Annotated in this window: 30 protein-coding genes; 23 read left to right on the top strand and 7 right to left on the bottom strand. The window is 72.6% G+C overall.

The features are described 5' to 3' along the window. The first annotated feature begins 66 nt into the window (after positions 1 to 66). From ACZ4WV_RS10725 to ACZ4WV_RS10660, 14 genes are all read left to right on the top strand, one after another. Positions 67 to 516 (top strand): MarR family winged helix-turn-helix transcriptional regulator, encoded by a 450-nt coding sequence (locus ACZ4WV_RS10725; RefSeq protein WP_465744954.1) that lies wholly within the window; start codon positions 67 to 69, stop codon positions 514 to 516. 231 nt (positions 517 to 747) lie between these two features. Next, a complete protein-coding gene (locus ACZ4WV_RS10720) occupies positions 748 to 2,217 on the top strand; it encodes an AMP-binding protein (protein ID WP_465744952.1) in 1,470 nt (489 codons plus the stop codon). After that, the gene (locus tag ACZ4WV_RS10715) at positions 2,214 to 2,480 is read left to right on the top strand and encodes a phosphopantetheine-binding protein (RefSeq protein ID WP_465744950.1); all 267 of its coding nucleotides are present in this window, start codon (positions 2,214 to 2,216) and stop codon (positions 2,478 to 2,480) included. The genes ACZ4WV_RS10720 and ACZ4WV_RS10715 overlap by 4 nt, the downstream gene beginning before the upstream one ends. A gap of 162 nt (positions 2,481 to 2,642) precedes the next feature. Further along, positions 2,643 to 3,017: an ectoine synthase gene (locus tag ACZ4WV_RS10710; RefSeq protein ID WP_465744948.1), complete on the top strand. Its 375-nt coding sequence runs from the start codon at positions 2,643 to 2,645 to the stop codon at positions 3,015 to 3,017. Positions 3,018 to 3,219: 202 nt separating this feature from the next. After that, positions 3,220 to 4,338, top strand: a complete 1,119-nt coding sequence (locus tag ACZ4WV_RS10705) for an acyl-CoA dehydrogenase family protein (RefSeq protein ID WP_465744946.1) — start codon at positions 3,220 to 3,222, stop codon at positions 4,336 to 4,338. A gap of 18 nt (positions 4,339 to 4,356) precedes the next feature. Then, positions 4,357 to 5,031, top strand: coding sequence for a transglutaminase-like domain-containing protein (locus tag ACZ4WV_RS10700; RefSeq protein WP_465744944.1), 675 nt, complete (start codon positions 4,357 to 4,359; stop codon positions 5,029 to 5,031). 11 nt (positions 5,032 to 5,042) lie between these two features. Continuing rightward, positions 5,043 to 5,852 carry a maleate cis-trans isomerase family protein gene (locus ACZ4WV_RS10695; protein ID WP_465744942.1) on the top strand — a complete coding sequence of 270 codons (810 nt, stop codon included), beginning with the start codon at positions 5,043 to 5,045 and terminating at the stop codon, positions 5,850 to 5,852. Next, positions 5,849 to 6,121, top strand: a complete 273-nt coding sequence (locus ACZ4WV_RS10690; RefSeq protein WP_465744940.1) for a DUF6253 family protein — start codon at positions 5,849 to 5,851, stop codon at positions 6,119 to 6,121. Before ACZ4WV_RS10695 ends, ACZ4WV_RS10690 begins: the two co-directional genes overlap by 4 nt. 549 nt (positions 6,122 to 6,670) lie before the next feature. Next, the gene (locus ACZ4WV_RS10685; protein WP_465744938.1) at positions 6,671 to 7,339 is read left to right on the top strand and encodes a TetR family transcriptional regulator; all 669 of its coding nucleotides are present in this window, start codon (positions 6,671 to 6,673) and stop codon (positions 7,337 to 7,339) included. Positions 7,340 to 7,711: 372 nt separating this feature from the next. Beyond that, the gene (locus ACZ4WV_RS10680) at positions 7,712 to 8,932 is read left to right on the top strand and encodes an IS701 family transposase (protein WP_465744936.1); all 1,221 of its coding nucleotides are present in this window, start codon (positions 7,712 to 7,714) and stop codon (positions 8,930 to 8,932) included. A 303-nt stretch (positions 8,933 to 9,235) separates the two neighbouring features. Continuing rightward, positions 9,236 to 9,724, top strand: a complete 489-nt coding sequence (locus tag ACZ4WV_RS10675; RefSeq protein WP_465744934.1) for a nucleoside deaminase — start codon at positions 9,236 to 9,238, stop codon at positions 9,722 to 9,724. Beyond that, positions 9,721 to 10,380, top strand: a complete 660-nt coding sequence (locus ACZ4WV_RS10670; protein ID WP_465744932.1) for a DsbA family oxidoreductase — start codon at positions 9,721 to 9,723, stop codon at positions 10,378 to 10,380. Before ACZ4WV_RS10675 ends, ACZ4WV_RS10670 begins: the two co-directional genes overlap by 4 nt. Positions 10,381 to 10,654: 274 nt before the next feature. Further along, positions 10,655 to 10,975 (top strand): DMT family transporter, encoded by a 321-nt coding sequence (locus ACZ4WV_RS10665; RefSeq protein ID WP_465744930.1) that lies wholly within the window; start codon positions 10,655 to 10,657, stop codon positions 10,973 to 10,975. Between the two features lie 46 nt (positions 10,976 to 11,021). Further along, the gene (locus ACZ4WV_RS10660; protein ID WP_465744928.1) at positions 11,022 to 11,423 is read left to right on the top strand and encodes a DMT family transporter; all 402 of its coding nucleotides are present in this window, start codon (positions 11,022 to 11,024) and stop codon (positions 11,421 to 11,423) included. Between the two features lie 328 nt (positions 11,424 to 11,751). On the opposite strand, the gene ACZ4WV_RS10655 is transcribed toward ACZ4WV_RS10660, so the two are convergent. Next, a complete protein-coding gene (locus ACZ4WV_RS10655) occupies positions 11,752 to 12,627 on the bottom strand; it encodes a class I SAM-dependent methyltransferase (protein WP_465744926.1) in 876 nt (291 codons plus the stop codon). A 141-nt stretch (positions 12,628 to 12,768) separates the two neighbouring features. On the opposite strand from ACZ4WV_RS10655, the gene ACZ4WV_RS10650 reads away from it, so the two are divergent. Next, positions 12,769 to 13,278, top strand: coding sequence for a DinB family protein (locus tag ACZ4WV_RS10650; RefSeq protein WP_465744924.1), 510 nt, complete (start codon positions 12,769 to 12,771; stop codon positions 13,276 to 13,278). 15 nt (positions 13,279 to 13,293) lie between these two features. Here ACZ4WV_RS10650 and ACZ4WV_RS10645 read toward each other — a convergent pair whose 3' ends face one another. Continuing rightward, on the bottom strand, positions 13,294 to 13,851 hold the full coding sequence (locus ACZ4WV_RS10645; RefSeq protein ID WP_465744922.1) for an ATP-binding protein: 558 nt from the start codon (positions 13,849 to 13,851) through the stop codon (positions 13,294 to 13,296). Positions 13,852 to 14,048: 197 nt separating this feature from the next. Then, positions 14,049 to 15,659, bottom strand: coding sequence for a CehA/McbA family metallohydrolase (locus ACZ4WV_RS10640; RefSeq protein ID WP_465744920.1), 1,611 nt, complete (start codon positions 15,657 to 15,659; stop codon positions 14,049 to 14,051). A gap of 379 nt (positions 15,660 to 16,038) precedes the next feature. Here ACZ4WV_RS10640 and ACZ4WV_RS10635 point away from each other — a divergent pair, with 379 nt between their 5' ends. Next, positions 16,039 to 16,797, top strand: a complete 759-nt coding sequence (locus tag ACZ4WV_RS10635) for a polysaccharide deacetylase family protein (RefSeq protein WP_465744918.1) — start codon at positions 16,039 to 16,041, stop codon at positions 16,795 to 16,797. A 138-nt stretch (positions 16,798 to 16,935) separates the two neighbouring features. Here the strand turns inward: ACZ4WV_RS10635 and ACZ4WV_RS10630 are convergent, their stop codons facing one another. The 3 genes from ACZ4WV_RS10630 to ACZ4WV_RS10620 form a co-directional block, all read right to left on the bottom strand. Further along, complete coding sequence (locus ACZ4WV_RS10630; protein WP_465744916.1) at positions 16,936 to 17,319, bottom strand: barstar family protein; 384 nt, start codon at positions 17,317 to 17,319, stop codon at positions 16,936 to 16,938. A gap of 47 nt (positions 17,320 to 17,366) precedes the next feature. Further along, on the bottom strand, positions 17,367 to 18,020 hold the full coding sequence (locus ACZ4WV_RS10625) for a 4'-phosphopantetheinyl transferase family protein (RefSeq protein ID WP_465744914.1): 654 nt from the start codon (positions 18,018 to 18,020) through the stop codon (positions 17,367 to 17,369). 171 nt (positions 18,021 to 18,191) lie between these two features. Further along, positions 18,192 to 18,380: a hypothetical protein gene (locus tag ACZ4WV_RS10620; RefSeq protein ID WP_465744912.1), complete on the bottom strand. Its 189-nt coding sequence runs from the start codon at positions 18,378 to 18,380 to the stop codon at positions 18,192 to 18,194. Between the two features lie 281 nt (positions 18,381 to 18,661). Here ACZ4WV_RS10620 and ACZ4WV_RS10615 point away from each other — a divergent pair, with 281 nt between their 5' ends. The 7 genes from ACZ4WV_RS10615 to ACZ4WV_RS10585 all read left to right on the top strand — a co-directional run bounded on the left by ACZ4WV_RS10615 (position 18,662) and on the right by ACZ4WV_RS10585 (position 24,214). Further along, positions 18,662 to 19,147 (top strand): cysteine/serine endopeptidase inhibitor, encoded by a 486-nt coding sequence (locus ACZ4WV_RS10615; protein ID WP_465744910.1) that lies wholly within the window; start codon positions 18,662 to 18,664, stop codon positions 19,145 to 19,147. Positions 19,148 to 19,308: 161 nt separating this feature from the next. After that, positions 19,309 to 19,806, top strand: a complete 498-nt coding sequence (locus ACZ4WV_RS10610; RefSeq protein WP_465744908.1) for a flavoprotein — start codon at positions 19,309 to 19,311, stop codon at positions 19,804 to 19,806. A 106-nt stretch (positions 19,807 to 19,912) separates the two neighbouring features. Beyond that, positions 19,913 to 21,304 carry an NAD(P)/FAD-dependent oxidoreductase gene (locus ACZ4WV_RS10605; RefSeq protein WP_465744906.1) on the top strand — a complete coding sequence of 464 codons (1,392 nt, stop codon included), beginning with the start codon at positions 19,913 to 19,915 and terminating at the stop codon, positions 21,302 to 21,304. Between the two features lie 69 nt (positions 21,305 to 21,373). After that, entirely contained in the window at positions 21,374 to 22,336 is a 963-nt protein-coding gene (locus ACZ4WV_RS10600; protein ID WP_465744904.1) for a DUF6528 family protein, read from the top strand. Positions 22,337 to 22,601: 265 nt separating this feature from the next. Next, positions 22,602 to 22,913 carry a hypothetical protein gene (locus ACZ4WV_RS10595; protein ID WP_465744902.1) on the top strand — a complete coding sequence of 104 codons (312 nt, stop codon included), beginning with the start codon at positions 22,602 to 22,604 and terminating at the stop codon, positions 22,911 to 22,913. Beyond that, complete coding sequence (locus ACZ4WV_RS10590; protein ID WP_465744900.1) at positions 22,910 to 23,461, top strand: acyl-CoA thioesterase; 552 nt, start codon at positions 22,910 to 22,912, stop codon at positions 23,459 to 23,461. The genes ACZ4WV_RS10595 and ACZ4WV_RS10590 overlap by 4 nt, the downstream gene beginning before the upstream one ends. A gap of 357 nt (positions 23,462 to 23,818) precedes the next feature. Then, positions 23,819 to 24,214, top strand: a complete 396-nt coding sequence (locus ACZ4WV_RS10585) for a DUF2267 domain-containing protein (protein ID WP_465744898.1) — start codon at positions 23,819 to 23,821, stop codon at positions 24,212 to 24,214. A gap of 52 nt (positions 24,215 to 24,266) precedes the next feature. Here ACZ4WV_RS10585 and manA read toward each other — a convergent pair whose 3' ends face one another. Continuing rightward, positions 24,267 to 25,436 (bottom strand): mannose-6-phosphate isomerase, class I, encoded by a 1,170-nt coding sequence (gene manA / locus ACZ4WV_RS10580; protein ID WP_465744896.1) that lies wholly within the window; start codon positions 25,434 to 25,436, stop codon positions 24,267 to 24,269. Positions 25,437 to 25,457: the final 21 nt, after the last annotated feature.

The raw sequence follows: 25,457 nt of genomic DNA, 5'->3' as shown, positions 1-25,457 counted from the left end.
GGGCGCCAGGATCTTGCATGCGCATGTACTCTTCTGTCAAGCAACACCCTTGCAACGGAGGCCCTTATGGCAACTTCATCCCACGCGCCCCTGCGTACCTCCGACCAGGCCGCATGGAACCGGGTGCTCTCGCTCCACGCGTACGTGGAGCGCGAACTGGCCCTGGCGCTACAGCGGCGGCACGGGATCGGTCTGTCGGAGTACCGCTCGCTGGAGCACCTGCACCACTCCAAGACGAGCGAACTGCGGATGCAGGACCTGGCCGACAAGGTCGGTCTGGGGCAGTCGTCGGTGACGCGCCTGGTGGGCCGCCTGGAAACGGCGGGTTTCGCCTTCAAGGACCTCTGTCCCTCGGACAAGCGCGGCGTCTACGCGGTCATCACGGACGAGGGCCGCCAGCGCTACCAGGCCGCACGCGCCACCTACGCGGAGGTGCTGTCGTCCGCGCTGAACACCTTCACCGCCGACCCCGAACTGGGCCCCACGGTCCAGGCCCTCCGCGCCACCCAGGTCTGACCCGCGCCGGCCCGGCAGGCCGGCCGCCCCGACCTCACCCCGAACGCATTCCGCGTTCGGGGTTTTTGCTTGGACATGCAACTCTGGTGGCCTGCGTCACACTCACTTCGCCAAGTGCATGCTTGACCAAGCATCCAGTTCGCCGGGTACCTTCAACGTCGACACCGCACGAATTCGAACAGCCGATCGCTACTCGTACCGACGGCTGAGCCGACCGCGAGGAATCCCGCCGTGCCATCGTCCCTCCTGGCCGCGACCGTCGCCGCTCACGGCGAGAACCGGCCCCACCGCATCGCGCTCCACTTCAACGACCTGGCCGTCAGCTACGGCCGGTTGAACGACCTGACCCGCCGGCTGCGCAGCCACCTGTCACAGCTCAACCTCCCGGCAGGCAGCACCCTGTGCGTCCCGGCGCACAAGAACCCGCAGACCATCGCGCTGCTGCTGGCCGTCTTCCACGAGGGCCACATCGCCCTCGCCCCCTCACCGGACCTGGGCAGCGCGGCACTCGAACGCCTGGCGCAGCAGGCGCGCGTCTCCCACCTCCTCACCGCCGCCGACGACGGCGCGCTCACCGCGCTGCCGACACGGGCCGAGGAGAGCGAGGCCGAGGGATTCGCGGTGCCGGACCCGGCGCGGACCCGGCTGCTGCTGACCACTTCCGGCTCGACCGGCACGCCGAAGATCGTACCGATCGAGACCGCCGGCTTCGACGCCTTCGCCGACTGGGCCGTCGACGAGTTCGCGCTCACGCCGGACGAGACCGCCCTGTCGTACGCGCCCCTCAACTTCGACCTCGCCCTGCTCGACATCTGGACCTTCCTCCGGCTCGGAGCGTGCGTCGTCCTGGTGGAGCAGCAGCGGGCGACCGACGCCGCACACCTCGCCGCACTGGTCGCCCGGCACGACGTCACGTTCGTCCAGGGCGTGCCGATGATGTACCGGCTGCTCCTGGAGGGCGGCGGCTCCTTCGCCGCCGTACGCCACGCGATCTTCACCGGCGACCGCATGCCGGCCGACCTCCTGCGACGCGTCCCGCCGGCGTTCCCCCGGGCGGCCTTCCACAACGTGTTCGGCTGCACGGAGACCAACGACTCCTTCATCCACCGCGTCGACCCCACCGCCGTGGACGGCCCGATGCCCATCGGCCGTCCCATCCGCGGCACCGACGCCCTGGTCGTCGACGGCGAGGGCGGGCGCCTCGACGCGGCCGGCACCGGCGAACTCCTGGTGTCCACACCGTTCCAGACCAGCGGCTACCTGCGGCAGGACCTGAACGACGCGGTGTTCACCCGACTCGAGGGCCGGGTCTTCTACCGCACCGGTGACATCGTCACCCGCACCGCCGAGGGCCTCTACTTCCTCGAAGGGCGCGCGGACTGGCACGTGAAGGTCAGGGGCGTGCGCACCAACCTGCAAGAAGTCGAGAACGTGATCGCGGCCCACCCGGACGTCGCGGAGGCCGTGGTCGTGCCGCTGCCCGACCCGCAGGCCGGCGTCCGGCTGCACGCCCACGTCACCCAGCGTCCGGGCACCGACCTCACCAGCCTCCGGCTGCGCACCCACCTGGGCCGCCAGCTGCCGCGCCACGCCATCCCGGCCTCGGTGTACCTCACCGCCGCTCCGCTGCCCCGCACCTCGACGGGCAAGCCGGACCGGAACCTGATCAAGCAGAACCTCATGAAGGGGAGTGACGCATGAGCACCGCCGCCATCGCCGCCGAGGTCCGCGCCTACATCGTGGACCAGTTCCTGGCCGGGGAGGACGTCTCGGACCTCACCGGTGACTACGACCTGCTCGACTCCGGAGTCATCGACAGCCTCGGCCTGGTGAAGATGCTCGGGCACCTCACCTCGGTCTACCGGATCCCGGTCGACGACATCGACTTCGGCCCGGACGACTTCCGCACCATCGACGCCATCGTCGCGATGATCGCGGACCACCGCCCGGCCGCGGCCGCCTGAGCATCCGCCCCGGCGGTCCGGCCCACTGAGCCGCACTGAGCCGCACCGCACCGAGCCGCACCACACCGCACCGCACGGAACGGAACCGCACCGAGCCGCGCGGAACCGCACCGCACCGAACAGAACCGACGCACCATCCGATATCGAAGGAGAACCAGAGAGATGTTCACCCGCAGCCTCGATGACGTCGCCGCAGTCGAGTGGGGCAACGGCCTGAGCTACCGGCTTCTGACCAAGCGTGACGGCATGGGCTTCGCCGTCGCCGACACCCTTGTGCGCAAGGGGACTTCGAGCGCCCTGCAGTACCGCAACCACCTTGAGGCCTGCTACTGCATCGGCGGTTCGGGCGAGGTCGTGGAGAAGGACGGCACCCGCCACAAGATCGTGCCGGGCACCATCTACGTCCTCGACAAGCACGACCCGCACTACCTGGTGGCCTCCGCCGACGAGGACCTCCACCTGGTCTCGATCTTCAACCCGCCGATCAACGGGGACGAGAAGCACACCCTGTCCGCGGACGGGTTCTCCCAGTACTGAGCCGCCGCCACCCCTCCGGCCGCCAGTGCACGCCCCGGCCCGGACCCCGTACGCCGTCGGGATCCGGGCCGGGCCCGGGCCGCGCCCCGGCCACGCGGGCGTCCGGACCCGCGGCCGTCCGCGCGAGCCGCGAACGTCGTCATGGCATGACCTTGATCCACTGTTGCCCGATCCACTGCCGAAACGGACCCCAGGATCTCCCGTGACCGATGACCTCTTTCACCTCACCGCCCCGTGGGCCGAGCAACTCAACGCCGAGACCCGCGAGTTGGACGCGGCGGGCGCCTTCCCCCGCGACAAGTGGAAGGCGCTCCAGGAGACCGGCCTGCTGCGCGTCCCCTTCGCCCCGGAGTTCGGCGGCGCCGGCCACAGCCTCACCGAGACGATGCGCGCCCTGGAAGGCCTGGGCTACACCTCCCGGGACGCGGGCCTGTCCTTCTCGGCCTCGACGCAGATCGTGTCCGTGGGCACGCCCCTGCAACGGTTCGCCAGTCGCGAACTGAAGGAGGAGCACCTGCCGAGGATCATGTCCGGCGAGGCGATCACCGCGCACGCGATCACCGAGCAGTCCGGCGGGTCGGACGCGATGAACCTGTCCACCGTCGCCCGCCGCGACGGGGACCACTACGTCGTCACCGGCGACAAGATGTTCATCACCAACGCCCCGGTCGCCGACCTGTTCCTGCTGTACGTCCGCACCGGTAAGCCCGGCCCCTTCGGCCTCACCACGCTGCTGGTCGACGCCGACACCCCCGGCCTGACCGTGGGCCCCGCGATGGACAAGATCGGCCTGCGCACCAGCCCGATCGGTACGCTCGCCTTCGACGGGATGCGCGTCCCGGTCAGCCGGCGGGTCGGGCAGGAGGGCGCCGGTTTCCGCGTCCTGGACTACGTGATGAAGCGCGAGGTCCTCTTCGGCTTCTCCATCACCCTCGGCGAGATGACCAGGCGCCTGGAGGAGACCATCGCCTTCGCCAAGGAGCGCCGCCAGTTCGGCCGGCCCATCAGCTCCTACCAGGGCGTCTCCCACAAGATCGCGGACATGAAGATCCAGGTGGAGACCGCCCGGAAGTGGCTCACCGACACCGGCGCCAAGGTCGAACGCAACGAGGACGCCTCGCTCGACCTCGCGGCCACCAAGACCGTCGTGTCGGAGGCCAACGTGCAGACCGCGCTGGACGCGGTGCAGATCCACGGAGGACGGGGCGTGCTCACCGAGCACGGGATCGAGCGCGACCTGCGCAACTCGATCGCCGGAACGATCTACTCCGGAACCTCCGAGATCCAGCGCAACCGCATCGCCATGCTCCTCGGACTCTGAGCGGACAGGAATCCCGACATGACCGACCAGCTGGACCACCTCACGCGCCCCACCGAGTTCCTCGACTACGAGACCGAAGCGGTGCAGGCCTTCATCGACCACGCCGTCAAGGACCGCTCCGCCGACCGGCGGACCAACGCCGTCGAGCTGTACTACGCGGTGCGCGACGGCGTCGACTACGAGGTCTACGGCGCCCCCCTGTCCCGGGAGGGCCTCAGGGCCTCGCACACCGCCACCACCAAGTCCGGCTTCTGCCTGCACAAGTCCGCGCTGTACGCGGCCGCCGTGCGTGCCCTGGGCGTGCCCTCCCGCCTGGTGTACGGCGACGTGCGCAACCACCTCGCCTCGCCCCGCCTCCTGGACCACATCGGCGGCGACGTGTTCTTCCACGGCCTCACCCAGGTCCACCTGGACGGCAAGTGGGTCAAGGCCACCCCGGTGTTCAACAAGCTGCTCTGCAAGCTGTACGGGATGCAGGCCCTGGAGTTCGACGGGCTCGGCGACAGCCTGTACCACCCCCACCAGGGCGGCGGCGCCATGGAGTTCCTCACCGACCACGGCGCCTTCGACGACGTCCCCTACGACTTCGTCCTCCAGGCCATGCGCCGCAAGCACCCCAAGTTCCTCGACGCCGGCGGCACCGGCACCGTCAGCGGTGGCCGCCTGGCCGACGAGTCCGCGCTCACCCGGTAGGAGAGAAGCCCATGACCAGCATTCCCTCGCCCGTCGACGGATGGGACGCCTCGACCCGCATCGGCGTCGTCGTGCCGCACGCGGACGTCGGCCCCGAGGCCGAACTGCAGGCCATCGCCCCCGCCTCGGTGTCCATCCACGGCTCGCGCATCCACTTCGCCGCCATGCGCCCGGGCGGTGAGATGGACGAGAAGATCCCGCACGACCCGATCCTGGCCTTCGTCCAGGCCCCGTACCTGGACAACGCCGTCGAACTGCTGGCGGCCTCCCCGCTGCACGCCCTCACCCTCGGCTTCACCTCCTCCAGCTACGCGCTGAAGGCCCAGGGCGAGCGGGAGTTGTACGAGCGGCTGCTGCCCGTCACCCGGGGCCTGCCGATCACCGGTACGACCAGGGCCGCCCGCGCCGCCTTCGACGCGCTCGGCGCCCGCCGGATCGCGGTGGTCAACCCGCCGTGGTTCGACGACGAGCTCTCCGGCCAAGGTGCCGGCTACTTCGCCGAGTTCGGGTACGACGTGGTCTACCACGGCCCCTGTGGACTGCCCTCCAACCAGAAGGCCATCACGCCCGAGAACCTGTCGGCGTGGATCCGCACCACGGTGGCCGCCCACCGGCCGGAGGCCGTCCTCGTGGCCGGCAACGGCATCCGGGCGGTCGGCACCATCAAGGCTCTGGAGGACGAGCTCGGCTTCAACGTCGTCACCGCGAACCAGGTGATCCTCTGGCACGCCCTCCACCTCGCCGGTGCCGCCGCCACCGCCCACGGCATCACCGACTACGGGCACCTGTTCGCCACGACACCGAAGGGCGACCACTCGTGACCCTGCTGGACGCCCACGGCTACGAGGCCGTCTTCGGAACCCCGGAGGGCGACACCTACCGCCTCCCGCTGGTCTGTTGGCGGGAGACCGGCGACCACATGTACGGCATGGTCCTGATCAAGGGGCACCTGCGGCGTACGGACCAGCTGCAGAACTTCCTGCAGTACGACTGCCGCAACGGTGCCCGACGCCAGGACGCCCAGGACGCCTTCGACGTTCCGGCGGCGCAGAGCCGGCCGGACGGATCGCACCTGCCGGCTCTGCGGTGATCCTCATGCGCGCGTAAAGACGCAGGCAACCACGGGTTTGCCGCGCCCCCCTGTGAAGCCCCACGCTCACATAAACGGGATCCGGTGGTCCGGCCTTTCCCGAGGCCCCCCGGTAATCAACTCGCGCGCCCCCCTGAGGAATCCGTTTCGGCGGGTATTCGCCGCAGACCTGAATGGAAGACCCTGCCACGTGCCGGCCGGTGCGCACCCGGCCCATGGGCACGTACTGCGATCCACCGCGCCCCTGGGTGAGGAGCGCTGTCGTCACGCCCGGTCGGTCCGGACGCGAACAGCGTTCCTCGCCCAGGTCGGTGCGGTTCCCTTCTGTCCCGGTACGCGGAGCCGTGCCCGTCCGCCCCTTCCCTCCCGAGCCGGGCGGACGAGGGCCTCCGACCACGCGTCAGCCCGTCGGCGGCCGGGGTATGCTTGCCGCGTCGTCGCGGGGCAGGTACACGAACCAGTCGGAGGGGCTATGCAACTCACACGATGTCCCCAGGGCGCCCAGCGGTCCGCGACCGCACCCGGCACGCAGGCCCGGAGCGCGCCACTGTGCTGAGGCAGGCGCGCGCGGAACAGACCCGGTCCGCCCTGATCGACGCCGCCGCCGAGCAGTTCGCCACCCACGGTTACACCGGTGCCACACTCGCGCGCATCAGCCAGTCCGCCGGTGTCACCTCCGGGGCGTTGACCTTCCACTTCCTGACCAAGGAGGAGCTGGCGCTCGCGGTCGTCGAGGCGGGGGCGGCCGCGGTCAGTTCGGCGCTCCACGAGGTGCAGCAGCTCACCACGCCGGGGCTGGTCGCGGTCAGCCGGCTCACCCAACTGCTGGCCGCCTTCCTCCTGCAGGACGTCCGGGCCCATGCGGCCATGCGGCTCGCGTACGAGTGCCCCGGCTCCCAGCCCACCTGGGAGGAGGCCTGGCGCCCCACCCTGCTCCACGCCCTGGATCTCGCCCGGGCGGGCGGCACCACCGACCTGGAGCTCGCCGACATCGAGCTGCTGGTCGCCTACCTGCTGGCCGGCGCCGAGGCGCGGTTGCGCGCCGGCCGCCCGGTGCGGACCGTGGAGCACGAACTCGGCCAGCTGTGGCGGCGGGCCGCCGCGGGCCTGAGCGCCCGGCCGGAACCCGACCCCGATCCCTGCTCCCACGACCGGATGCCCTCGCCGCCCCTCTCGCACGGGGAAGCCCGGGAGGGATCCGACCGGAACGGCGGCTGATCCAACGGCGATCGGCCGAACGGCGATCGGCCGAACGGTGCTCGGCCAAACGGTACTCGGCCGAACGGTGCTGGGCCGAACGGCGGCTGATCGGACGGCGGTTGGTTGAACGCCGGTCTATCGAACCGCGCTCCGGCGGCCCCTCCGCCCTGGCCGCACCCCCTCCCCGGTCACACCCGTCACGGAGATCCCGTCGACAAGCGGACCGGTTCGCACCCGCCTCATCTCCCATCCGGTGGGTTTTGCGCCATGACGCGTGGGAAGTTGGCGAAGTGGCGGCCGGAATCCCTTTCCCCCAGAAAAAAATACTGGTCATTCTTTATTGTGGGTGGCTGTGTGAAAGCCCGCAGCCGCAGCACCGGAGGGGAAACTATGAGGGGATGGGACTCCGTCGCCCTGTTCACGGACCAGCTCTTCGGCCACTTGCGCAGGGCCGACCAGCGCAGGTGGGCCCACGCGTACGTCAACGGCCTCCTCAGCACACCCGGCAAGAAGTCCATCCGCCGGCTCGCGGCCGTGGCGTGTGACTCCCCGACGGCAGCGCAGGCTCTGCACCAGTTCATCAACGAGAGCCCCTGGGAGTGGGAGCCGGTGTGCGACCAGCTGCGCCGGTGGGCCGAAGCCCGGGTGCGCCCCCGGGCCTGGACGGCCGCCCCCGTCGTCCTGCCCAAGCGTGGTGAGAAGTCCTGCGGAGTGCACCGTCGGTTCATCCCGCAGACCGGACGCACCGTCAACTGCCAGGTGAGCGCTGCCGTCTTCATGTCGACCGACGCGGGCGAGCTTCCCGTGGGCTGGTGCCTCGTGCTGCCCGAGCCGTGGGCCCGGGGCCCCCTCCGTGAGCGGGCCCGCATCCCGCGGACCGCCACGTCCTCGTCCGAGAGTCAACTCCTCGACGTGCTCGACGTCATGGTGCGGCGTTCGCAGTACGAGCCGGTCCCGGTGGTCGTGGACCTCGACGGCTACCTGGACTCGCGCCGGCTCCTCCACGGACTGATCAAGCGCCGGTTGGACTTCGTCGTCGCGATCCCCGACGGCTTCCCGTTGGCCCCGATGGAGCCGCATCCCTCCGGTGCGCGCCGGCCGGTGATCACGGCGGCCCGGGAGTTGAGCGACCGGGGCTCGGAGGTCCGTCCCACCGCGGCGAGACCTGTCCGGGGGGTGGTCCATGAGGGCATGGTCCAGATCCCCGGGGTGGTCGCGGCCGACCAACGGCCCCAGCCCTTCCGCCTGTTCACCCAGTCCGACGGCCACCCGGCGGGGCCGGGGCAGCTGTGGATCACCAATATGACGCACCGTCCGGTCGAGTCGCTCCTGGAGTACGCGGAGCGGCACCCGGCGACCGGCGAGACCGTCGATCTGCTCCAACGAAGGTTTGGGCTCAGGGACTTCGAGGGCCGCTCCTTCCCGGGCTGGCACCACCACATGGCGCTGGTCTCGGCCGCCTTCACCTACAGCCGCCTGGCCGCCGACCCCGATCAGCAGTGCCCCCGCCCCGGGCCCGGGGCGGGCGGTGACGGCCGGGCCAGGCCGCCGCTGGCGCCCCACGCGCGGTGGGCGGAGGAGAAGGCGCTGAGCTACCCCCTCGCGGTCTGAGCCGCCCCCGCGGCGCCCGGGGAGGTGGCGGCGGTAGCCCGCCACGCCGCTCGGACGGCCCGGCGAACGCCTGCCGGGCCGTCACCCGGCCGCCGGTGGCCGGGCGGCGGGCGAACTTCCGGGGCCGTTCCCCGTAGTTGCGATTGACAGCAAGATGTATGTTCATGCAAGCTCTACCTACGCGCTTGAGCCGCTTGCGGGCTCAAAGAACATGTACATACAAGCAACTACTGGGGACTCCATGCCTGATGTCACGGCGCCCACTGCCCACGCCCCGGCCGCGGTCTGAGCGGGGGAGCAGCGTTGCGTAACTCCGAGCTTTCACAGAGCGAACTGACCGAATACGCCCGTGAGGCGGTACGGATCAGCCGCGAGCACGTCGCCAAGGGCGGCATCCCGTTCTCCGGCGTGGTGGTCAACCGTGGCCGGATCCTCGGCACCGGCGTCAACCGGGTGCGCGAGGAGAACGACCCCACCGCCCATGCCGAGGTGACGGCACTGCGCGAGGCCGCCGCCACGTACGGACTGCACGCCACCGCCGGGGCCACCCTGTTCGCCTCCGGCGAGCCGTGCGCCCTGTGCTACATGGCCTCGCTGTACTTCAACGTCAGCCACATCGTGAACGTGGTCGACCGCAAGACGGCCGCCCGGTACGGCTTCGACTACACGAGCTCGTACTCGATCTTCGCCGAGGATCCGGAGAACTGGCCGGTCAAGGTCACCTGGTTGCAGGTCCCGGAGGGGACGAAGCCGTTCGAGGAGTTCCTCGCGATGGAGCAGGGGCGGTCATGAGCGCTACGACGACCGGCAAGGTCGGCATCAAGGTCTGGTCGGACTACGTCTGTCCGTTCTGCATGCTCGCCGAGGGCCCGCTGCACGAGGCCACCCGCGACCTCGACGTCGAGATCGAGTGGATGCCGTTCGAACTGCGGCCCCACCCCACCCCGACGCTGCGCCCGGAGGACCCGTACCTGCCGGCGATCTGGGAGCGCTCGGTCTACCCGATGGCCCGGCGGATGGGCGTGGACATCACCCTGCCCACGGTCTCCCCGCAGCCCTACACCCGGCTGGCCTTCGAGGGCTACCAGTACGCCGCCGAGCACGGCCGGGCCGCCGAGTACACCCCGCGCGTCCTGCGGGCCTTCTTCCAGGAGAACCGGGACATCGGCCGGACCGAGGTACTCGCCGACATCGCCGCCGAACTGGGCCTTGACGCAGCGGGGTTCACCCAGGCGCTGACCGCCGGCACCTACACCGAGGCCCACCAGGCGGCGCTGCGGACCGCCCAGGCCTTCCGCATCTCCGTCGCTCCCACGATCATCATCGACGGGCGCCACCGGATCGAAGGCGTCCCCGGCGTGGCCCAGATCCGCAAGGCCGTGCTCGACGCCCAGGCCGAACAGGCCGCCACCGGGGACGCTCCCGCCTGCCGGATCGACGGCTGCTGAGCTGACCCGAGCGCCGGGCCGCCGGACCGGCCGGCGGACGGAACGTCACTGACGCCGTCCCGCCGGCCGTGCCGCCCGGCTGCGGGCGACACCCGATCACGCCCGCCCGGCCGACCCGCCGCTGCCGAGTCGACCCGCCCCACCACTGGCTTCCGCCTGCCGACGTGCAGCGGGACACCGCTTCGCCGTGCCCGCCGACCGCCCCGCGGATTCCACGGCGGACCCGCCCCCCTCCCCGTGCAACGCCGACCTCCAACGAACGAAAGGACCAGTCATGCAGTGGTTCTACCTCGCGATCGCGGACCTCTTCGAGATCGCGGTCGCCATCGCCGCCGGTAAGGCCGAAGGCTTCAAGAACCGTCCGTGGACCGCCGTGACCCTGATCACCGGCGCCCTCGGAACCTTCTTCCTCAGCAAGGCGCTGCTCACCTTCGACGTGGGCGTCGGCTACGCGATCTGGACCTCCGTCGCCGGCATCGGCATCACCCTCCTCGGCGCCCTGCTCTTCGGCCAGCGCCTGAACTGGCGCAAGGCCGTGGGCATCGCCGTCATCATCGCCGGGGTCGTCGGCCTCCAGCTCAGCGGCGCCGCCTGAGAATCCCGTCCCCATCCGACCCCTCCCCTCGAAAGGACTCGCGCACATGTCCAACACCGGGCGCAGCTCAGCCAATTCCTGGATCATGCTCCTCCTCGCCGGCGGGTTCGAAGTCGGCTACGCGCTCTCCGTCGGTGGAAGCCACGGCTTCACCCGGCTGACGTGGTCACTGGTCGCCGTCGTCTTCTTCCTCCTGACGCTCTGGGCGCTGAGTGCCGCACTGCGCACCATCGAGGTCAGCATCGGCTACGCCGTCTGGGCCGGAATCGGGTCCGTCGGCGCGGCGCTGCTGGGCCCCGTCATCTTCGACGAGACCCTCACAGCCGTCCAGGCCGCGTGGCTGGCCGTCATCATCGCCGGGGTGATCTGGCTCAAGCTCGCCGACCGGCCGGCGAAGACCTCGCAGGACGCGGCCGCGCCGCTGGAGGCCCAGACCGTGGACGTCTGACGGGTGCCGCTGCGGGAAGCGCCGCCGGGCCGCTCGTGGGGCGCGCCGATCGAGCCGGGTCTCGATCGGGTGCTCGTGGAGCGGCCGGGGCGTCACGCACAGGGCCTCGTGGTGGCCCGACGGGTCTCCGCACCCGGCCGGGAGCCAGGAGGCCCTGCCTCCTGTCGCGCGGGGCGATCGCGCGGGCAATCGCGCGGAGCGATCGCGCGGGGCGAGAAGCCCCCGAGCCCCGGCTGGGCCCGTCCGTGAGCCGCGCGGACGGGCCCTTCGTACGCTCCGCGCAGGTGCGGGCGCGACCCGGACCGGACCGCGCCCCGGCCGGTGCGGGTCAGGCGCGGTCGGCGGTGACGACGTGGTAGTCGAGCAGGCCGTCACGCCAGGCGGTGAGGAAGTGGTGGGTCCAGTGGCCGGCCGGGATGGCGTCGGCGAGGTAGCGGTCGAAGCCCCGCCAGACGTCCGAACCGATCGATTCGGTGGCCACGGTGGCGAAGCCGGCCCCGGTGAGGCTCGCGACGAAGCCGTCGAGGGGATGGGCGACGTCCAGGCCGTCGGCGAAACTGGCGAGCAGGATCTTGAGGCGCTCGGCGGCCTCCGGCCCCGGGGCCGTGAAGAAGGTGGTGACCACCAGGCGGCCGCCGGGGCGCAGCACCCGGGCGGCCTCGGCGGCGAAGCCCGCGAGTTCACGGAAGTGCTGGGCGGCCTCCACGGAGTACAGGCCGTCCAGGGAGCCGTCGGCGAAGGGCAGCTCGTCGGCCGCGCCGATCGTGTAGGAGAGCCGGTCGGGATAGCTGGCCAGGGCCTTCGCGTTGACGGCGCGGGCGCGCTCGACCTGGTCCGGATGGATGTCCACACCCGTCACCGCCGCGAAACGGAACTCCCGTAGCGCCAGTGCAGCCCCCAGCCCGCGCCCGCAGCCGACCTCCGCCAGCCGCAGGGATTCGCGCGGCTCCGGGAAGGCCCGCAGGACCCGCCGGTACAACTGCTCCTGGCTGCGCACCCGGTCCTCGATGGTCGGAGCGGTGAGGTCGATGCCCTGCCAGTCGCCGAAGTTGATGAAGCCGCCGGCGAAACCGGCGGTCTGCGACAGATCGTCCCTGCCGTACGTCCGGCGCACCGTCGGTGGGATGTGGTTGTGGTCCATGGGCCGCTGGGTCTCCTGCTCGATGGGCGCCCGGCCGTCGGGCGTGCCGAGGTACGTACCCAAACCTGCGGTGTCGCGAACACGCTGGGTGACGGGCAGAACCGGGGCGTGCTCAAGGAGAAAACCCGATGTGCTGCGGGCGGCCGGTTCGCTACAGTCCGCCGGGACTTCCAGGCGATCACCGACGAACAGGAGTGACCAGAGATGAGCACCGACAACCGCCCCGTGCCCGGGCTGACCGATGGCGAGCGCGAGATGCTGCGCGGATTCCTCGACTACCACCGGGCGACCCTCGCCATGAAGTGCGAGGGCCTCACCGACGAGCAACTGCGGCAGCGGTCCAGCCCGCCGTCCACGCTCAGCCTGCTCGGGCTGGTCCGGCACATGGCCGAGGTCGAGCGCACCTGGTTCCGCAAGGTGATCAACGGCGAGGACCTCCCGCTGGTGTGGTCCGCCGACGGCGACTACCAGGTGGCGTACGACACCACCGACGCCACCGGCGCCGAGGCCTTCGCCGCCTGGCAGGCCGAGGTCGAGCACTCCCGCCGGATCGAACTCGCCGCACCCACCCTCGACGTCACCGGACACCAGCCCCGCTGGGAGGCCGATGTTTCGCTGCGCCTGGTGATGCTGCACCTGATCCACGAGTACGCCCGTCACAACGGGCACGCCGACTTCCTGCGCGAGGCCATCGACGGCGTGGTCGGCGCGTAGCGGCCGCCCGCGGTCCTACCAGCCGAGGAGGTGGGTGCGGGTGGTGAGGGCGGTGAGGACGGCCTTCACGGTGGCTTCGGAGGTGAGGGCGGACGTGCCGAGGGTGTGGCGGGCGTCCGGGGCGTTCTGGGGTTCCTGGGCGTCCTGAGGCTCCTGGGCCTCCGGGACTTCCTGGGCGTCGGGGGCCGAGGGGGCGGGCTCGAGGACGACGTAGTGGAGGGCGGCGCCGGTCGTGCGGCTCTCGCGGCGGAAGGTGGCGAGGGTGGCCGGGGGAGCCGGGCACTCGACGATGACCTGGTAGCCGCCGGTGGCGTAGGCGAAGGCGGCCTGGGCCGCGGCCGCGAGCGCCGTGGCGTTCTGCCGCCCGGCCTCGGGGAGGTGCGGCGCCAGCTGCCCGTTGCGGATGACCCGCAGGAAGTCGTCCGTCCGCAGGTGGACGCTCGGGCGCAGCTCCCGTGCGAGCAGCCCCGCGACCGGGCTGTGCCCGCCCCCGGTCGGGTCGACGAGGACCAGGACGCCCCCGGCACCCCGGCCGCCCCCGAGCTCCGGCCCACCTACGGTCGTACGGTTCACAGCTGCTGATCCCTTCGCGGGCCGGGGACGGGCGGATAGCCGGGGCGAGGCGGTCGGAGTGCGAAGGAGCCGGTCGGCCCGGATGCGGACAGCAGACCGCCTCATCCCTACGACTGATGGGTTTCGGGGATCAACCTAGTCCAAACGGGTGCCCCGAGTCGTCCCCCTCCCGGTCCGCGGGCGATCGGCGCGGGCCGTCAGCGTTCCTCGGCGCGCAGCACGATCGGGTTGGTCAGCGCCGCCATCGGGCCCCAGGGCAGCTCCCCGCCCATGGTGTTGCCCTTGCCCGGGGTGCCGTCCGCCCTCGGGTGGCGCACCTCGGCGCGGACGTACGCGGCGAGCGAGGCGGTGGTGCGCCAGACCACCGTCCCGGAGCCGTCGGCGGGCAGCGACTCCTGGTGCAGCTGCCCCTCGTCGGTGAGCAGCCGGACCGTGCCGCCGGGCACTCCGGAGACGGTGAGCCGGACGTCCAGCGGGGCGTCGGCCGGAACGGTCAGCTCCTCGCCGATGCCGGCCCGGCGTCCGTCGCCGGTGACGGTGAAGTCCAGGTGCACGGCGGCGGACTCGGCGAGCCAGCTGCGCCCGGCGCGCAGCCCGTCGAGGACCGCGTCCCGGGTGAGGTCCTCGGCGAGGACGACGTTGTGCGGGGAGCCGATCACCTGGGGCGCGCTGTGGGCGTCGCTGTTGCCCATCGCGGGCAGCCAGGAGCGGCCGCCGCGCAGGGCGACGGCGAGCTGGGAGTCCCAGGTGTCGACGGCCGACTCGTCGTCGTACGTCCAGGGGCCGTTCCACACCTCGACGGCGTCGGCGTGCTCGTAGCCGAACTTCCACTGGCAGGCGACGTACGGGCAGTACGGGTGCGCGGGCACCACCAGGCCGCCGGAGCGGTGGACCTGCCGGACGAAGCGCGGGTACTCCTCGTCGCGGGAGCGGTAGCGCCAGTCGACGAACTGGCCGGCCTCCAGGCCGAGGGCCAGCCAGTGGCCGTTGCGGGTGGTGATCTCCTCGCCCGGCAGGATCAACAGGTCCGGGCCGGCCAGCGGGCCCCAGACGGCGTGCGAGGAACTGGTGTTGTGGTCGGTGGAGACGATGAAGTCCAGGCCGGCCGCGCGGGCACCGGCCGCGACCTCCTCGGGCAGACGGCGCCCGTCGGAGTGGACGGTGTGCAGGTGGCAGTCGCCCCGGTACCAGGCGCGGCCGCGGCCGCGGGCCCGCTCCGGCGGGTAGTGCGGGGTGAACTCGGGGCCGGGGGCGCCGAAGCGCAGGGTGACCTGGACGTGGTAGTCCAGGCCCTGGGGGGCCACCTGGTAGGGGCCCAGGGCGATGTGCCAGGTGCCCGGGTTGATCGGGCCGGGGAGGTAGCCGGGGGTGGCGGTGTCCCGGGCGACCGTGAACTCGGTGCGGAACCCGCCCGACCAGCCGCGGAAGCCGGGGCCGCCGAGGTCGGTGCCGCGTTCGTCGAAGAGGCCGATGTCGCAGGAGTTGCCGGGGGTGCCGGTCGGGACCTGCGGCTTGTCGTAGCCGTAGGAGACGGCGATCTCGCGGACGTCGTCCGGGACTTCGACCGGGAGGTAGACGAAGTCGGGGGCACCGGTGGGGAGGTGGCCGGTGAGGGTGAGGGTCCGGTCGGCCCGCTGGGCGGCTTGCCGGCCGGTTTTCGGTGCGGCCGCGGCGGCCGGGCCGGTGGCGGCGGTGAGGCCGAGGGCGGTGGCGGCGCCGGTGACCAGACCGGTGCGGAGCAGGTCGCGGCGGGCGGGGTGCGGGGTGTCGGGCTGAGGGGCGGTCGGTCCGGGTGGGTCGGCGGGCATCGGGGCCTCCGGGCTGGCGTGGGCGGTGGTGCCGGCTGTCTCCCCTCGGGGGGTGAACCGGGGGTGAGGCGGGGCGCACCAGGGCGGGGCGGGCCGGTGAAAGGGGGTGCGGGCGGGGGCGGGGGCGAGTTGCGGGGAGTGACGATTGGTCGGTTCATAGTCATGTAGTCAGTTCATATGACCAGTGGCGATGGATCGGGAGGCCGGTGTGGCACTGAGTCGGCGGGCGCTGTTGACAGCGGCGGTGGCCGGTGGCGCGCTGGCGGGGTGCCGGACCAGGCGGGCCACCGAGGGGGCCCCGTCGCCCTCGGCTCCGGTCCCGCCGGCGGCGGCGCCCACCGCCACACCGTCCGGCACGCCGTCAGCCACGCCCACCGCCGTGCCGACCGCCACGCCGTCCGCCACGCCGTCCGCCGCTCCCTCGGCCCGCCGGGAGCCGACCCGGGCGGAGGTGGTCCAGCGGTACGGCGACGCGGCCCCCGGCGACTGGGGCCTGGACGTCGCCGGGGTGATCACCGAGCTGCCCGAGGGCGAGCGGGCGATGGCGCTGACCTTCGACGCCTGCGGCGGCCCCGGCGGGAACGGCTACGACGCCGACCTGATCGACTTCCTGCGCGCGAACGGCGTCCCGGCCACGCTCTTCCTGAATGCCCGCTGGATCGACGCCAACCCGGACGCGTTCGAGCAGCTCGCCGGCGACCCGCTGTTCGAGATCGGCAACCACGGCACCGTCCACCGGCCGCTCTCGGTGACCGGCCGGTCCGCCTACGGCATCGCCGGAACGGGCGACGTCGGCGAGGTGTACGACGAGGTCACGGGCAACGCCCGGAAGCTGGCCGAGCTGCTCGGGCGCCCGCCCCGGTTCTTCCGCTCCGGCACCGCGCACTACGACGACGTGGCCACCCGGGTGGTCGCCGAGCTGGGCGAACGCGTCGCGGGCTTCACCGTGAACGGGGACGGCGGGGCCACGCTCAGCGCGGCCGAGGTGCGCGCCGAGGTGGCCTCGGCGCCGCCCGGGGCGATCGTGATCGGCCACATGAACCACCCGGGCGGCGGCACCGCCCCCGGGATCGCGGCGGCGGTGCCGGGGCTGCTGGGGGCGGGGCGGCGGTTCGTCCGGCTGTCCGACGTGATGTGAGGCCGGGCCGGAGCGTTCCGGTGGACGGCCGAGGTGGGATCGGTCGGCGGCCCGGCGGCCCGGCGGCCCGGCGGCCCGGCGGCCCGGCGCCCCGCGCCGCGGCGGTGCTAGGCCAGGCCTCCCGGCATCGTGGCGGCGCTAGGCCAGACGGAGGCCGTCCGGGTGCTCCTCCTGGATGATCCGGACCAGCCAGTCGAACACCGTCGGCCCCTCGCCCGCCCGGGCGGCGGCCAGCTCGGCGGCGACCTGTTCCCGGTTGGCCGGATGGCAGCGCGTCAGTCGCTGCTCCAGCTGCCGGACCGTCTCCGGGTACCCGAGGTTGCGGCGGGAGACCTCGTGGTCGCGCCACTCGATGACGTAGTCGCCGTCCTCGGGCGTGCCGTAGCCGCCGCGCAGGCAGTCGGCGAAGGCGTCCAGGTTGCGGCCGAAGTAGCCGTCCGCGCCGATTTCCCGTCCGACCGCGTCCCAGAAGTCGTCCAGGTCGCCGATCCCGCTGCCGTCGATCACGTAGGTCACCGTCACACGCCCGAGGATATGCCCGGGAGGGCGAACGGGCCGTCGACGGGCGGTTACGGCTCGACGGCGATCGCCGTGGCGAGCAACCCGTCGCGCACCGCCCAGCGGCCGTCGAAGCCGTCGAGGCGGCGGCCGCCGAGCAGCGGGCCGGGTACCAGCAGCCGGGCCGAGAAGGTGCCGTCGGGGGAGAGGTCGAGCTCGGCCTCGTGGAAGTCCAGCCAGAGCGAGGTCAGCGGGAACCAGGCCTTGTAGACGGACTCCTTGGCGCTGAACAGGATGCGGTCCCAGGGCGTGTCCGGGCGCTCGGCGGCCAGCTTGGCCAGCCGCTGCTGCTCGACGGGCAGGGCGACGGCGTCCAGCACGCCCTCCGGCAGTGGCAGCGCGGGCTCGGCGTCGATGCCGACGGAGGCCAGGGCGCCGGCCCGGGCGACGGCGGCCGCGCGGAAGCCGTCGCAGTGGGTGAGGCTGCCGATCACGCCGTCCGGCCAGCTCGGGGCGCCGCGCAGGCCGGGGACGAGCGGTCGGTACGGGACGCCGAGGCGGGCCAGGGCGGCGCGGGCGCAGTGCCGGACGGTGGTGAACTCACGGCGGCGCTTGTCGACGGCGTTCGCGATGACCGCCTCCTCGGCCGGCTCCAGCCGCGCCAGGGGCGGATCGTCGTAGGCCACCTCGGTCACGACGGCGTCCGGCAGCAGGTCCCCGATCATGCGTTCCCCCCTCGGTCGGCCGCGCGAACGGGCTTCGCGCGGGACGAGCGTAACCCGGTGGGTGGCTCCGGTCGGTGCTCTTCGCCGACCTTCCCGCGTTCCTCGCCGGGCTGCGCCGAGCCGCGTCGCGCTACCGGCGGGCAGCCTCGGTCTACCGGTGGGGAACCCCGGTCACTGTCCGAGCAGTCGGGCGAAGTCCAGTCCGAGGCTGCCGAGGACGGGCAGCGCGCCGAGGTCGGTGATGCCCGCGACCGGGATGCTGTAGCCCTGGTTCACCTCGCGGGGCGCGGCCGCCGAGGGTGCGGCGAGCGCCGGGGTCAGGGCGAAGCCGAGGAGCAGGGCGGCGAGTGCGGTGCGCATGGGGCGGTCCTCCGGAGCAGGTGGGGGTGACGGGCTGTCAACCCCCGCCGGGCCGAGGCGGTCACGTATCTTCGCTCCTTCGGGCGCATTGGTAAAGCTTCCTGACTTGTGTTCATGACAACATCGGAGAGGTCTGGACCAGGTCGGGAAGAAGCGCATACGTTCCCCTCATCCCGGTGGTCGAGGGCGCGGCGCTTGCCGAACTGCGCGGTAGCTTCGGCGCGTTGTCATTGTCATGCCCATGGCCGCCGCACGCTTCATCGAACCGGAGGGAACGAACCATGCGCGCCATCGGCAAGAACCTCAGGATCCTCGCGGGCGCCCCGCTCGCCGCAGCCGCTCTCCTCGCCCTCACGGCCGGCTCCGCCAGTGCCGCGATACCGATCAACAAGCCCATGACCGGCAAGGCCACCTACTACAACGACGCCGGCTACGGCGCCTGCGGCACCCAGATCAACGCGGCCACCCAGCTGCTGGTCGCCGTCCCGCACAGCTGGTGGACCTCCGCCAACCCCAACAACGACCCGCTCTGCAAGGGCATCTCGGTCAAGGTGACGTACCAGGGCAAGACCATCACCGTCCCGGTGAAGGACCAGTGCCCCTCCTGCGACTCCACCCACATCGACCTCAGCCAGCCGGCCTTCGCCAAGCTGGCTCCGCTCGACAAGGGCGTCATCAACGGCCTCACCTGGCAGTTCGTCAAGGCCGGGCTGAACGGCAAGACGGTCGGACTCTCCGAACCCGTCACCGCCTCCACCATCGGCTGAGGCCGCTGACACTGCGCCGCCCGCCCCCACCCCTGCGCGCGGGGCCGGCGCGCCGCCGTCCGGGGCAGTGGCTAGCGTGGACGGGGCTCCGGGCCGACGCGAGGCGATGATCGCGCCCCGGGGCCCGGTGGTCCGGCGATGGCGAGAGGGGAGTGCCCGGGATGGCAGAGGCGAGGAGGCCCGTGCTCTACGTCGTGGTGTGCGCGGCGGGGGTCGCGGGCGGGGTCGGGGAGCTGATCTCCGCGGCGCAGGACCGGGGGTGGGACGTAGGCGTGGTGGCGACCCCGCTCGCCATGGGGTTCGTCGACGTCGGCGCGATCGAGGCGCAGACCGGCTACCCGGTCCGCTCCGCCTGGCGCAAACCGGGCGATCCCCGGCCGCTGCCGGACCCGGACGCCGTCGTCGTCGCGCCGGCGACCTTCAACACGATCAACAAGTGGGCCGCCGGGATCTCGGACACCCTCGCGCTGGGGATCCTCTGCGAGTCCTACGGGTGGGGAATCCCCGTCGCCGTGCAGCCGTGCCTCAGCGCCGCCCAGGCGGCGCACCCGGCGTACGGCGAGAGCCTCGCGAAGCTGCGGCGGATGGGCGTGCGGATCGCCGACTTCACACCCGGGGCCTACAGCTGGACGCGGGTGCTCGGGCTGTTGGAGAGCTGACAGGGTGGCTGGCCGGGCCCGGGGATCCTGGCAGTGTGAGGGGTGGTCCCCGGCGATCTCCCGGCGGTAGCGTCCGGGCAGGTCAGCGACGGTGCGGGAGGTCCCGGTGGCAGCGGTCAACGGCGAGGTGTCGTTCTGGTACGCGGCGAGCGGTGTCCCGGAGCCCGGGCCCGCGCTGCCGGGGGACCGGGACGTCGACGTGTGCATCGTCGGCGGCGGGTACACCGGGCTCTGGACGGCCTACTACCTGAAGAAGGCCGACCCGGCCCTGCGGATCGCCCTGCTGGAGCGCCGTTTCTGCGGGTACGGTGCCTCCGGCCGCAACGGCGGCTGGCTGTACAACGGCTTCGCCGGGCGCGGCGCCTTCGCCAAGCGCTACGGGCGGCCCGCCGCGGCGGCGATGCAGCGGGTGATGGACGAAGCGGTGGGCGAGGTCGCGGCCGTGGCCTCCGCGGAGCGGATCGACGCCGACCTCGTCCGCGGCGGGGTACTGGAAGTCGCCCGGAGCAAGCCGCAGTTGGAGCGGTTGAAAGCGCACGCGGCGGCGGAGCGCGGGTACGGCGAGGGCCGGGTGGAGGAGCTCACCGCCAAGGAGACCGCCGACCGAATCGCCGTCGCCGGCGCCCTGGGCGGCGCGTGGTCCCCGTACGGCGCCCGGATCCAGCCCGCCAAGCTGGTCCGCGGACTGGCGAGGACGGTGCGAGCACTGGGTGTCGAGCTCTACGAGGACACGGCGGTCACCGCCGTGCTGCCCGGTTCCGCCTACCGCAGGCCCCGCGCCGTCACCCCGTACGGCACCGTCACCGCCGACCGGGTCCTGCGCGCCACCGAGGGGTTCACCGCGGGACTGCGCGGCGAGCGGCGCACCTGGCTGCCGATGAACTCCGCGATGATCGCCACCGAGCCGCTCCCCGCCGAATTCTGGGAGCAGACCGGCTGGCACGACCGGGAGGTCCTCGGCGACTTCGCGCACGCCTACATGTACGCCCAGCGCACCGCCGACGACCGGATCGCGCTCGGCGGCCGCGGCGTCCCCTACCGGTTCGGCTCCCGGACGGACTCGGACGGCGGCACCCAGGTGGAGACCGTCCGCCAGCTGCGCGCGGTCCTGAACCGGTTCTTCCCGGCCGCCGCGCACTCCCGGATCGACCACGCCTGGGCGGGCGTGCTGGGTGTGCCCCGGGACTGGTGCGCCACGGTCGAACTGGACCGGGTGAGCGGACTCGGCTGGGCCGGCGGGTACGTCGGGAGCGGCGTGACCACGAGCAACCTGGCCGGCCGCACCCTGCGCGACCTGGTGCTCGAGCGCGACACCGAACTGACCGGGCTGCCCTGGGTGGGCCACACCGTGCGCCGCTGGGAGCCGGAGCCGCTGCGCTGGCTCGGGGTGCACGCGATGTACGCCGCGTACCACGCGGCCGACCGGCAGGAGGCGGCCGAACGAGCCGCCACCTCGCCGATCGCCAGGGTGGCGGACCTGATCTCCGGGCGAACCTGACGGCCCGTTCGGGCGGCGCGGGCGACCGCACCGCATGCTCTCCGCCGTGAACCGCGCACGGTAGGAGGCGTGCCGAGCCGAGCCCTCCCCGCCCTGTGCCTCGCCCTGCTGCTCTGCGCGTCCGCGAGCCACGCGTACGCGGCCTCGCCCGACGCGCAGGTGGTCGCCGTGGACCAGGCGTCCCGCCGCGTCCTCGTCCTGGAGCTGGGCGACGACCTGACGGGAAGTCAGAACTATGACGCGCCAAGGCCTACGTGGTCCTGGACGGCCGATCGGGCGCCCGACCTCGACGACCTCGACCCGGCGCGGAGCTGGACCAATCCGGACGAGGCCAAGAGTCGGACCCTGGGCGGCCACCGCTACCTGCTGACCACCGCCTCCGGCGGGCTCGCCGCCGTCGTCGACACCGCCACCGGCCGCAGCCGATGGGCGGCGAACCTCGGCAGGGGCGTCAATCCGCACAGCATCGAGCTGCTCCCGGACGGCAATGTCGCGGTCGCCGCGAGCGACGGCGGCTGGGTGCGGTTGTACGCCGCCTCGCAGGGCCCCCGGGCGACCGCTCACGCCACCTTCCGCCTCGCCGGTGCGCACGGGGTGTCCTGGGACGAACGGACCGGCCTGCTCTGGGTGCTCGGTGACGACGAGCTGACCGGGCTGCGGGTCGGCGGCACCCCGGACGAGCCCACCCTCGGTGCCGTCCGCAGCGCGCCGCTGCCCGACCAGGGCGGCCATGACCTCGCGCCGGTGCTGGGCGCGCCCGGCCGGTTCTGGGTGAGCTCACTGAACGGCCTCTGGCAGTACGACCCCGCCGGCGACGGCTTCACCGCCGTCCACCTGGCCGATCCGGCCGACGAGCGGGACGTCAAGAGCATCGGCGACGACCCGGGTGCCGGGCGGCTGCTCACGGTGCACCCCGATCACCTCGGCCCGTGCGGCTGGTGCGCCTCGGTGATCCGGCTGCACCGCCCGGAGGGGAGGCGGACGCTGCGCGGGGCGCAGCTGTACAAGGCGCGGTGGTGGGCGCCGCAGTAGCAGATGTGGGGCGGACCGTAGTTGATCTTGCTCGGCGGGTCGGCGATACCACTCGTTCTGCTTACCGCGTTCGGCTGATGGGGCATATTGTGTACCCCGGCAAACTACTCCAATAGAAGTCAGTTTCCCGTCACCGTCCGCAAACCATCCGCTGACCCGCGTCGACTGGGATAGCGTCGAAGCTGTCGGGGGGTTGGCACCGATCCGGTGTATTCGAACGTCAGTTACCGGGCCGTAATGGCTCGAATTCGCCCTGGAGAAAATCATGCGTAATTCGCCTGAGGAAAAGCGGTCGGACGCCATCGACGATCTGCAGCTCGCGGTCGACTCGTTGGCCGCGTTCCCGTCCGGGACCGCGGCCGGCGCGGCCGACGTCACGGAAAGGCTCTCGGCTGTCGCCTCACTCTGCCGCTCGGTCGACGCGGTGCTGGACAGCCTGGTCGTCCAGGCCGCCGCCGAGGCCGCCGAGGAGGGCTGGACCGCGGCCCGGATGGCGGCCGAACACTCCGGCTACTACGCCAGGTTGCAGCGGGCGCTGCTCCCCGTCGGTGTCGCGGCCGGGCTGACCCAGCAGTGAGCACGGTGTTCTCCCGCGCGCACGTGCTGTCCTGCCCCACCCGGTGGAGCGACGTCGACGAGAACGGGCACATCAACAACGCCCGGCTGGTCGGCTACATCCAGGAGGGGATTTACGACCTGTTCTGTCACCACGCGACGGCCGTCCGGGAATCGCTGTTCCCGTCCGGTTTCATTATCGCGCGGCACGAGATCGATTACCTGGAGCAGCTGCACCACCGGCCCGAGCCATTGTCGGTGCGGCTGACCGTCGAACGGATCGGGCGGAGTTCCGCCCACGTCGAGGTGAATGTCTGCCGGGACCCGCTCACCTTTATGCGGGCGCGGACCGTGGTGGTCGCGCGGGACCGGGAATCAGGTCGTTCGCGCAAACTGAGCCAGAACGAGCGGCGCTTTCTCTCGGCGTTTATGCCGGACACGGCGCGTGGCGAAGCCCTGGCCCCGGCTCCCCAGGCGGCCGCGTCGGCCCAGCGGGTCGCGGCCCGCTCCGGCCCCGTGGTGGGCGCACCGCGCGGCACACGCAGACGGTGCCGGGCCTCGGTGGGCTGACCCGTCGCCCGAACCGTGACCTCCCGTGCCGGTGACGGCGCGGGCCGGCGGCGTGATCGACAACGGCGTCGATCCGTTCGCCCGGCACCGGCACCGGCACCGGCACCGGCACCGGCACCGGCACCGGCACCGGCACCGGCGCACCCCTGTGGGCGGGCAGCGGGGCCGGGCTGACCTCCTCCTCCGGGGCCGGGAATCCGGCGCGAATCCACCGGCGTCGGTCCGCTCCGACCGCAGTACGCTGAGCAGCACGGGAACCGGTACGTCCCCCGGCGGTCACGGGCTGCGACGAGGCAGCCCCGGACCCTCGGCCGCCGGTCCGGCCGGAACCCGCGGACCGACCGGATGGAGGAAGCGATGACCATTTCCTGGCAGGAATTCCTCGCCCGCGTCGTGGAACGCGGCGAGTACCGAGGCGAGGCGGAGGCGGACCACGCCACCCGGGTCGTGCTCGCCCTGCTCGGCGAGCACCTGGTGGGTGCAGAACGCAGCGAACTCGCCGACGCGCTGCCCGCGACGTACGCCTCGCTGCTGCGTGACGCCGAGCCCGCCGACGAGCCACTGACCGCCGAGCGCTTCGTGTCGGCCGTGGTCGGCTGGATCGACGGGGCGACGCCGGCCACCGCGCAGTGGGACATCGGGGCGGTGCTCAGCACGGTGGCCGATCTGGTCCCGGGGGAACTGATCGAGCGGGTGATCGAGCAGCTCCCGGACGGGTACGACCTGCTCTTCGGCCACCCCTTGCCGGCCTGAGCGCCCCCTCGCCGCGGCGCGCGGGCCACGGCCGCGTGCCACGCCGGGCGGGTTACCGCCCCGTGGTGGCCCGGAACAGCTCCGCGCCCGGGCCGGTCACCTCGACCGGCCCGGCGCCCGGGCGCAGGTAGGCGGACGCGCCCGGGGGCAGCGCGAGGTCGGGGTGACCGGGGGCACGCAGCAGGGCGCGGCCCGCGACGCAGAGCAGGATCTGCGGGGCGGGCCGGTCGACGCGGACGGGGTGGTCGTCCGGGTGCACCAGGGAGAGCCGGAACTCCTCGGCCGGGGTGGGGAATTCGGCGGTCCGCAGGTCGGGGGTGAGGATCCGGGGCGGGGCCGCGCGGAAGGACGTCACCGCTAGCAGACCGTCGACGTCGATGTGCTTGTCGGTGAGCCCGCAGCGCAGCACGTTGTCCGAGTTGGCCATCAACTCCACTCCGGCGCCCCGCAGATAGGCGTGCGGCACCCCGGCGTCCAGGTACAGCGCCTGCCCCGCGGTGAGCCGGACGTGGTTGAGCAGCAGCGCGGCCGCCAGTCCCGGGTCGCCGGGGTACTGCCCGGCGACCCGGGCGTAGCCGGCGCACACCTCGGCGTACGGGCCGCCGGCCGCCGCCGTGCGGGTCACGGCCCCGGTGACGGCGGCCAGTTCGGCGGGGCCGCAGGCCAGGGCCCGGCGCAGCAGGACGGGCAGTGCCTCGGCGGCCGGCCGGGTGCGCAGGAGGGCCGCCCAGGGGGCGAACACGCCGAGGGCGTCCAGCAGCCGGGCGGTGCCGGGGGCCGGGCGGAAACCGCAGAGCGCCTCGAAGTCGCCCAATGCGCAGAGTAGTTCGGGCTTGGGGGAGCGGTCCTTGAACACCCGCCGCGGGGAGTCCGCGGGGATGCCCCGGGCCTCCTCCTCCGCGTATCCGGCCTCCGCCTGCGCACGGGAGGGGTGGACCTGGAGGGAGAGCGCCCGCTCGGCGGCCAGCACCTTGAACAGGAAGGGCAGCGTCGGGCCGAACCGCCGTACGGTCTCCGGCCCGAGCAGGCCGTCCGGGTCGGCGGCGATCAGCTCGTCGAGTGGCCGGCCGTCCAGCCGGGACGGCGCCGAGGGGTGTGCGCCCATCCACAGTTCGGCCTGCGGGGTGCCGTCGGGCTCGGTGCCGGTGAGTGCGGGGATTGCGGTGGTGGAACCCCAGGCGTAGTGGCGGACGGGGTTGTGCAGCAGGGCGTAGGGCGGCATGGCGCGGGTCTCCGAACAGCG

The organism is Kitasatospora sp. NPDC029312, from assembly GCF_055569215.1.
This window is presented reverse-complemented; position numbering and strand designations above follow the sequence as displayed.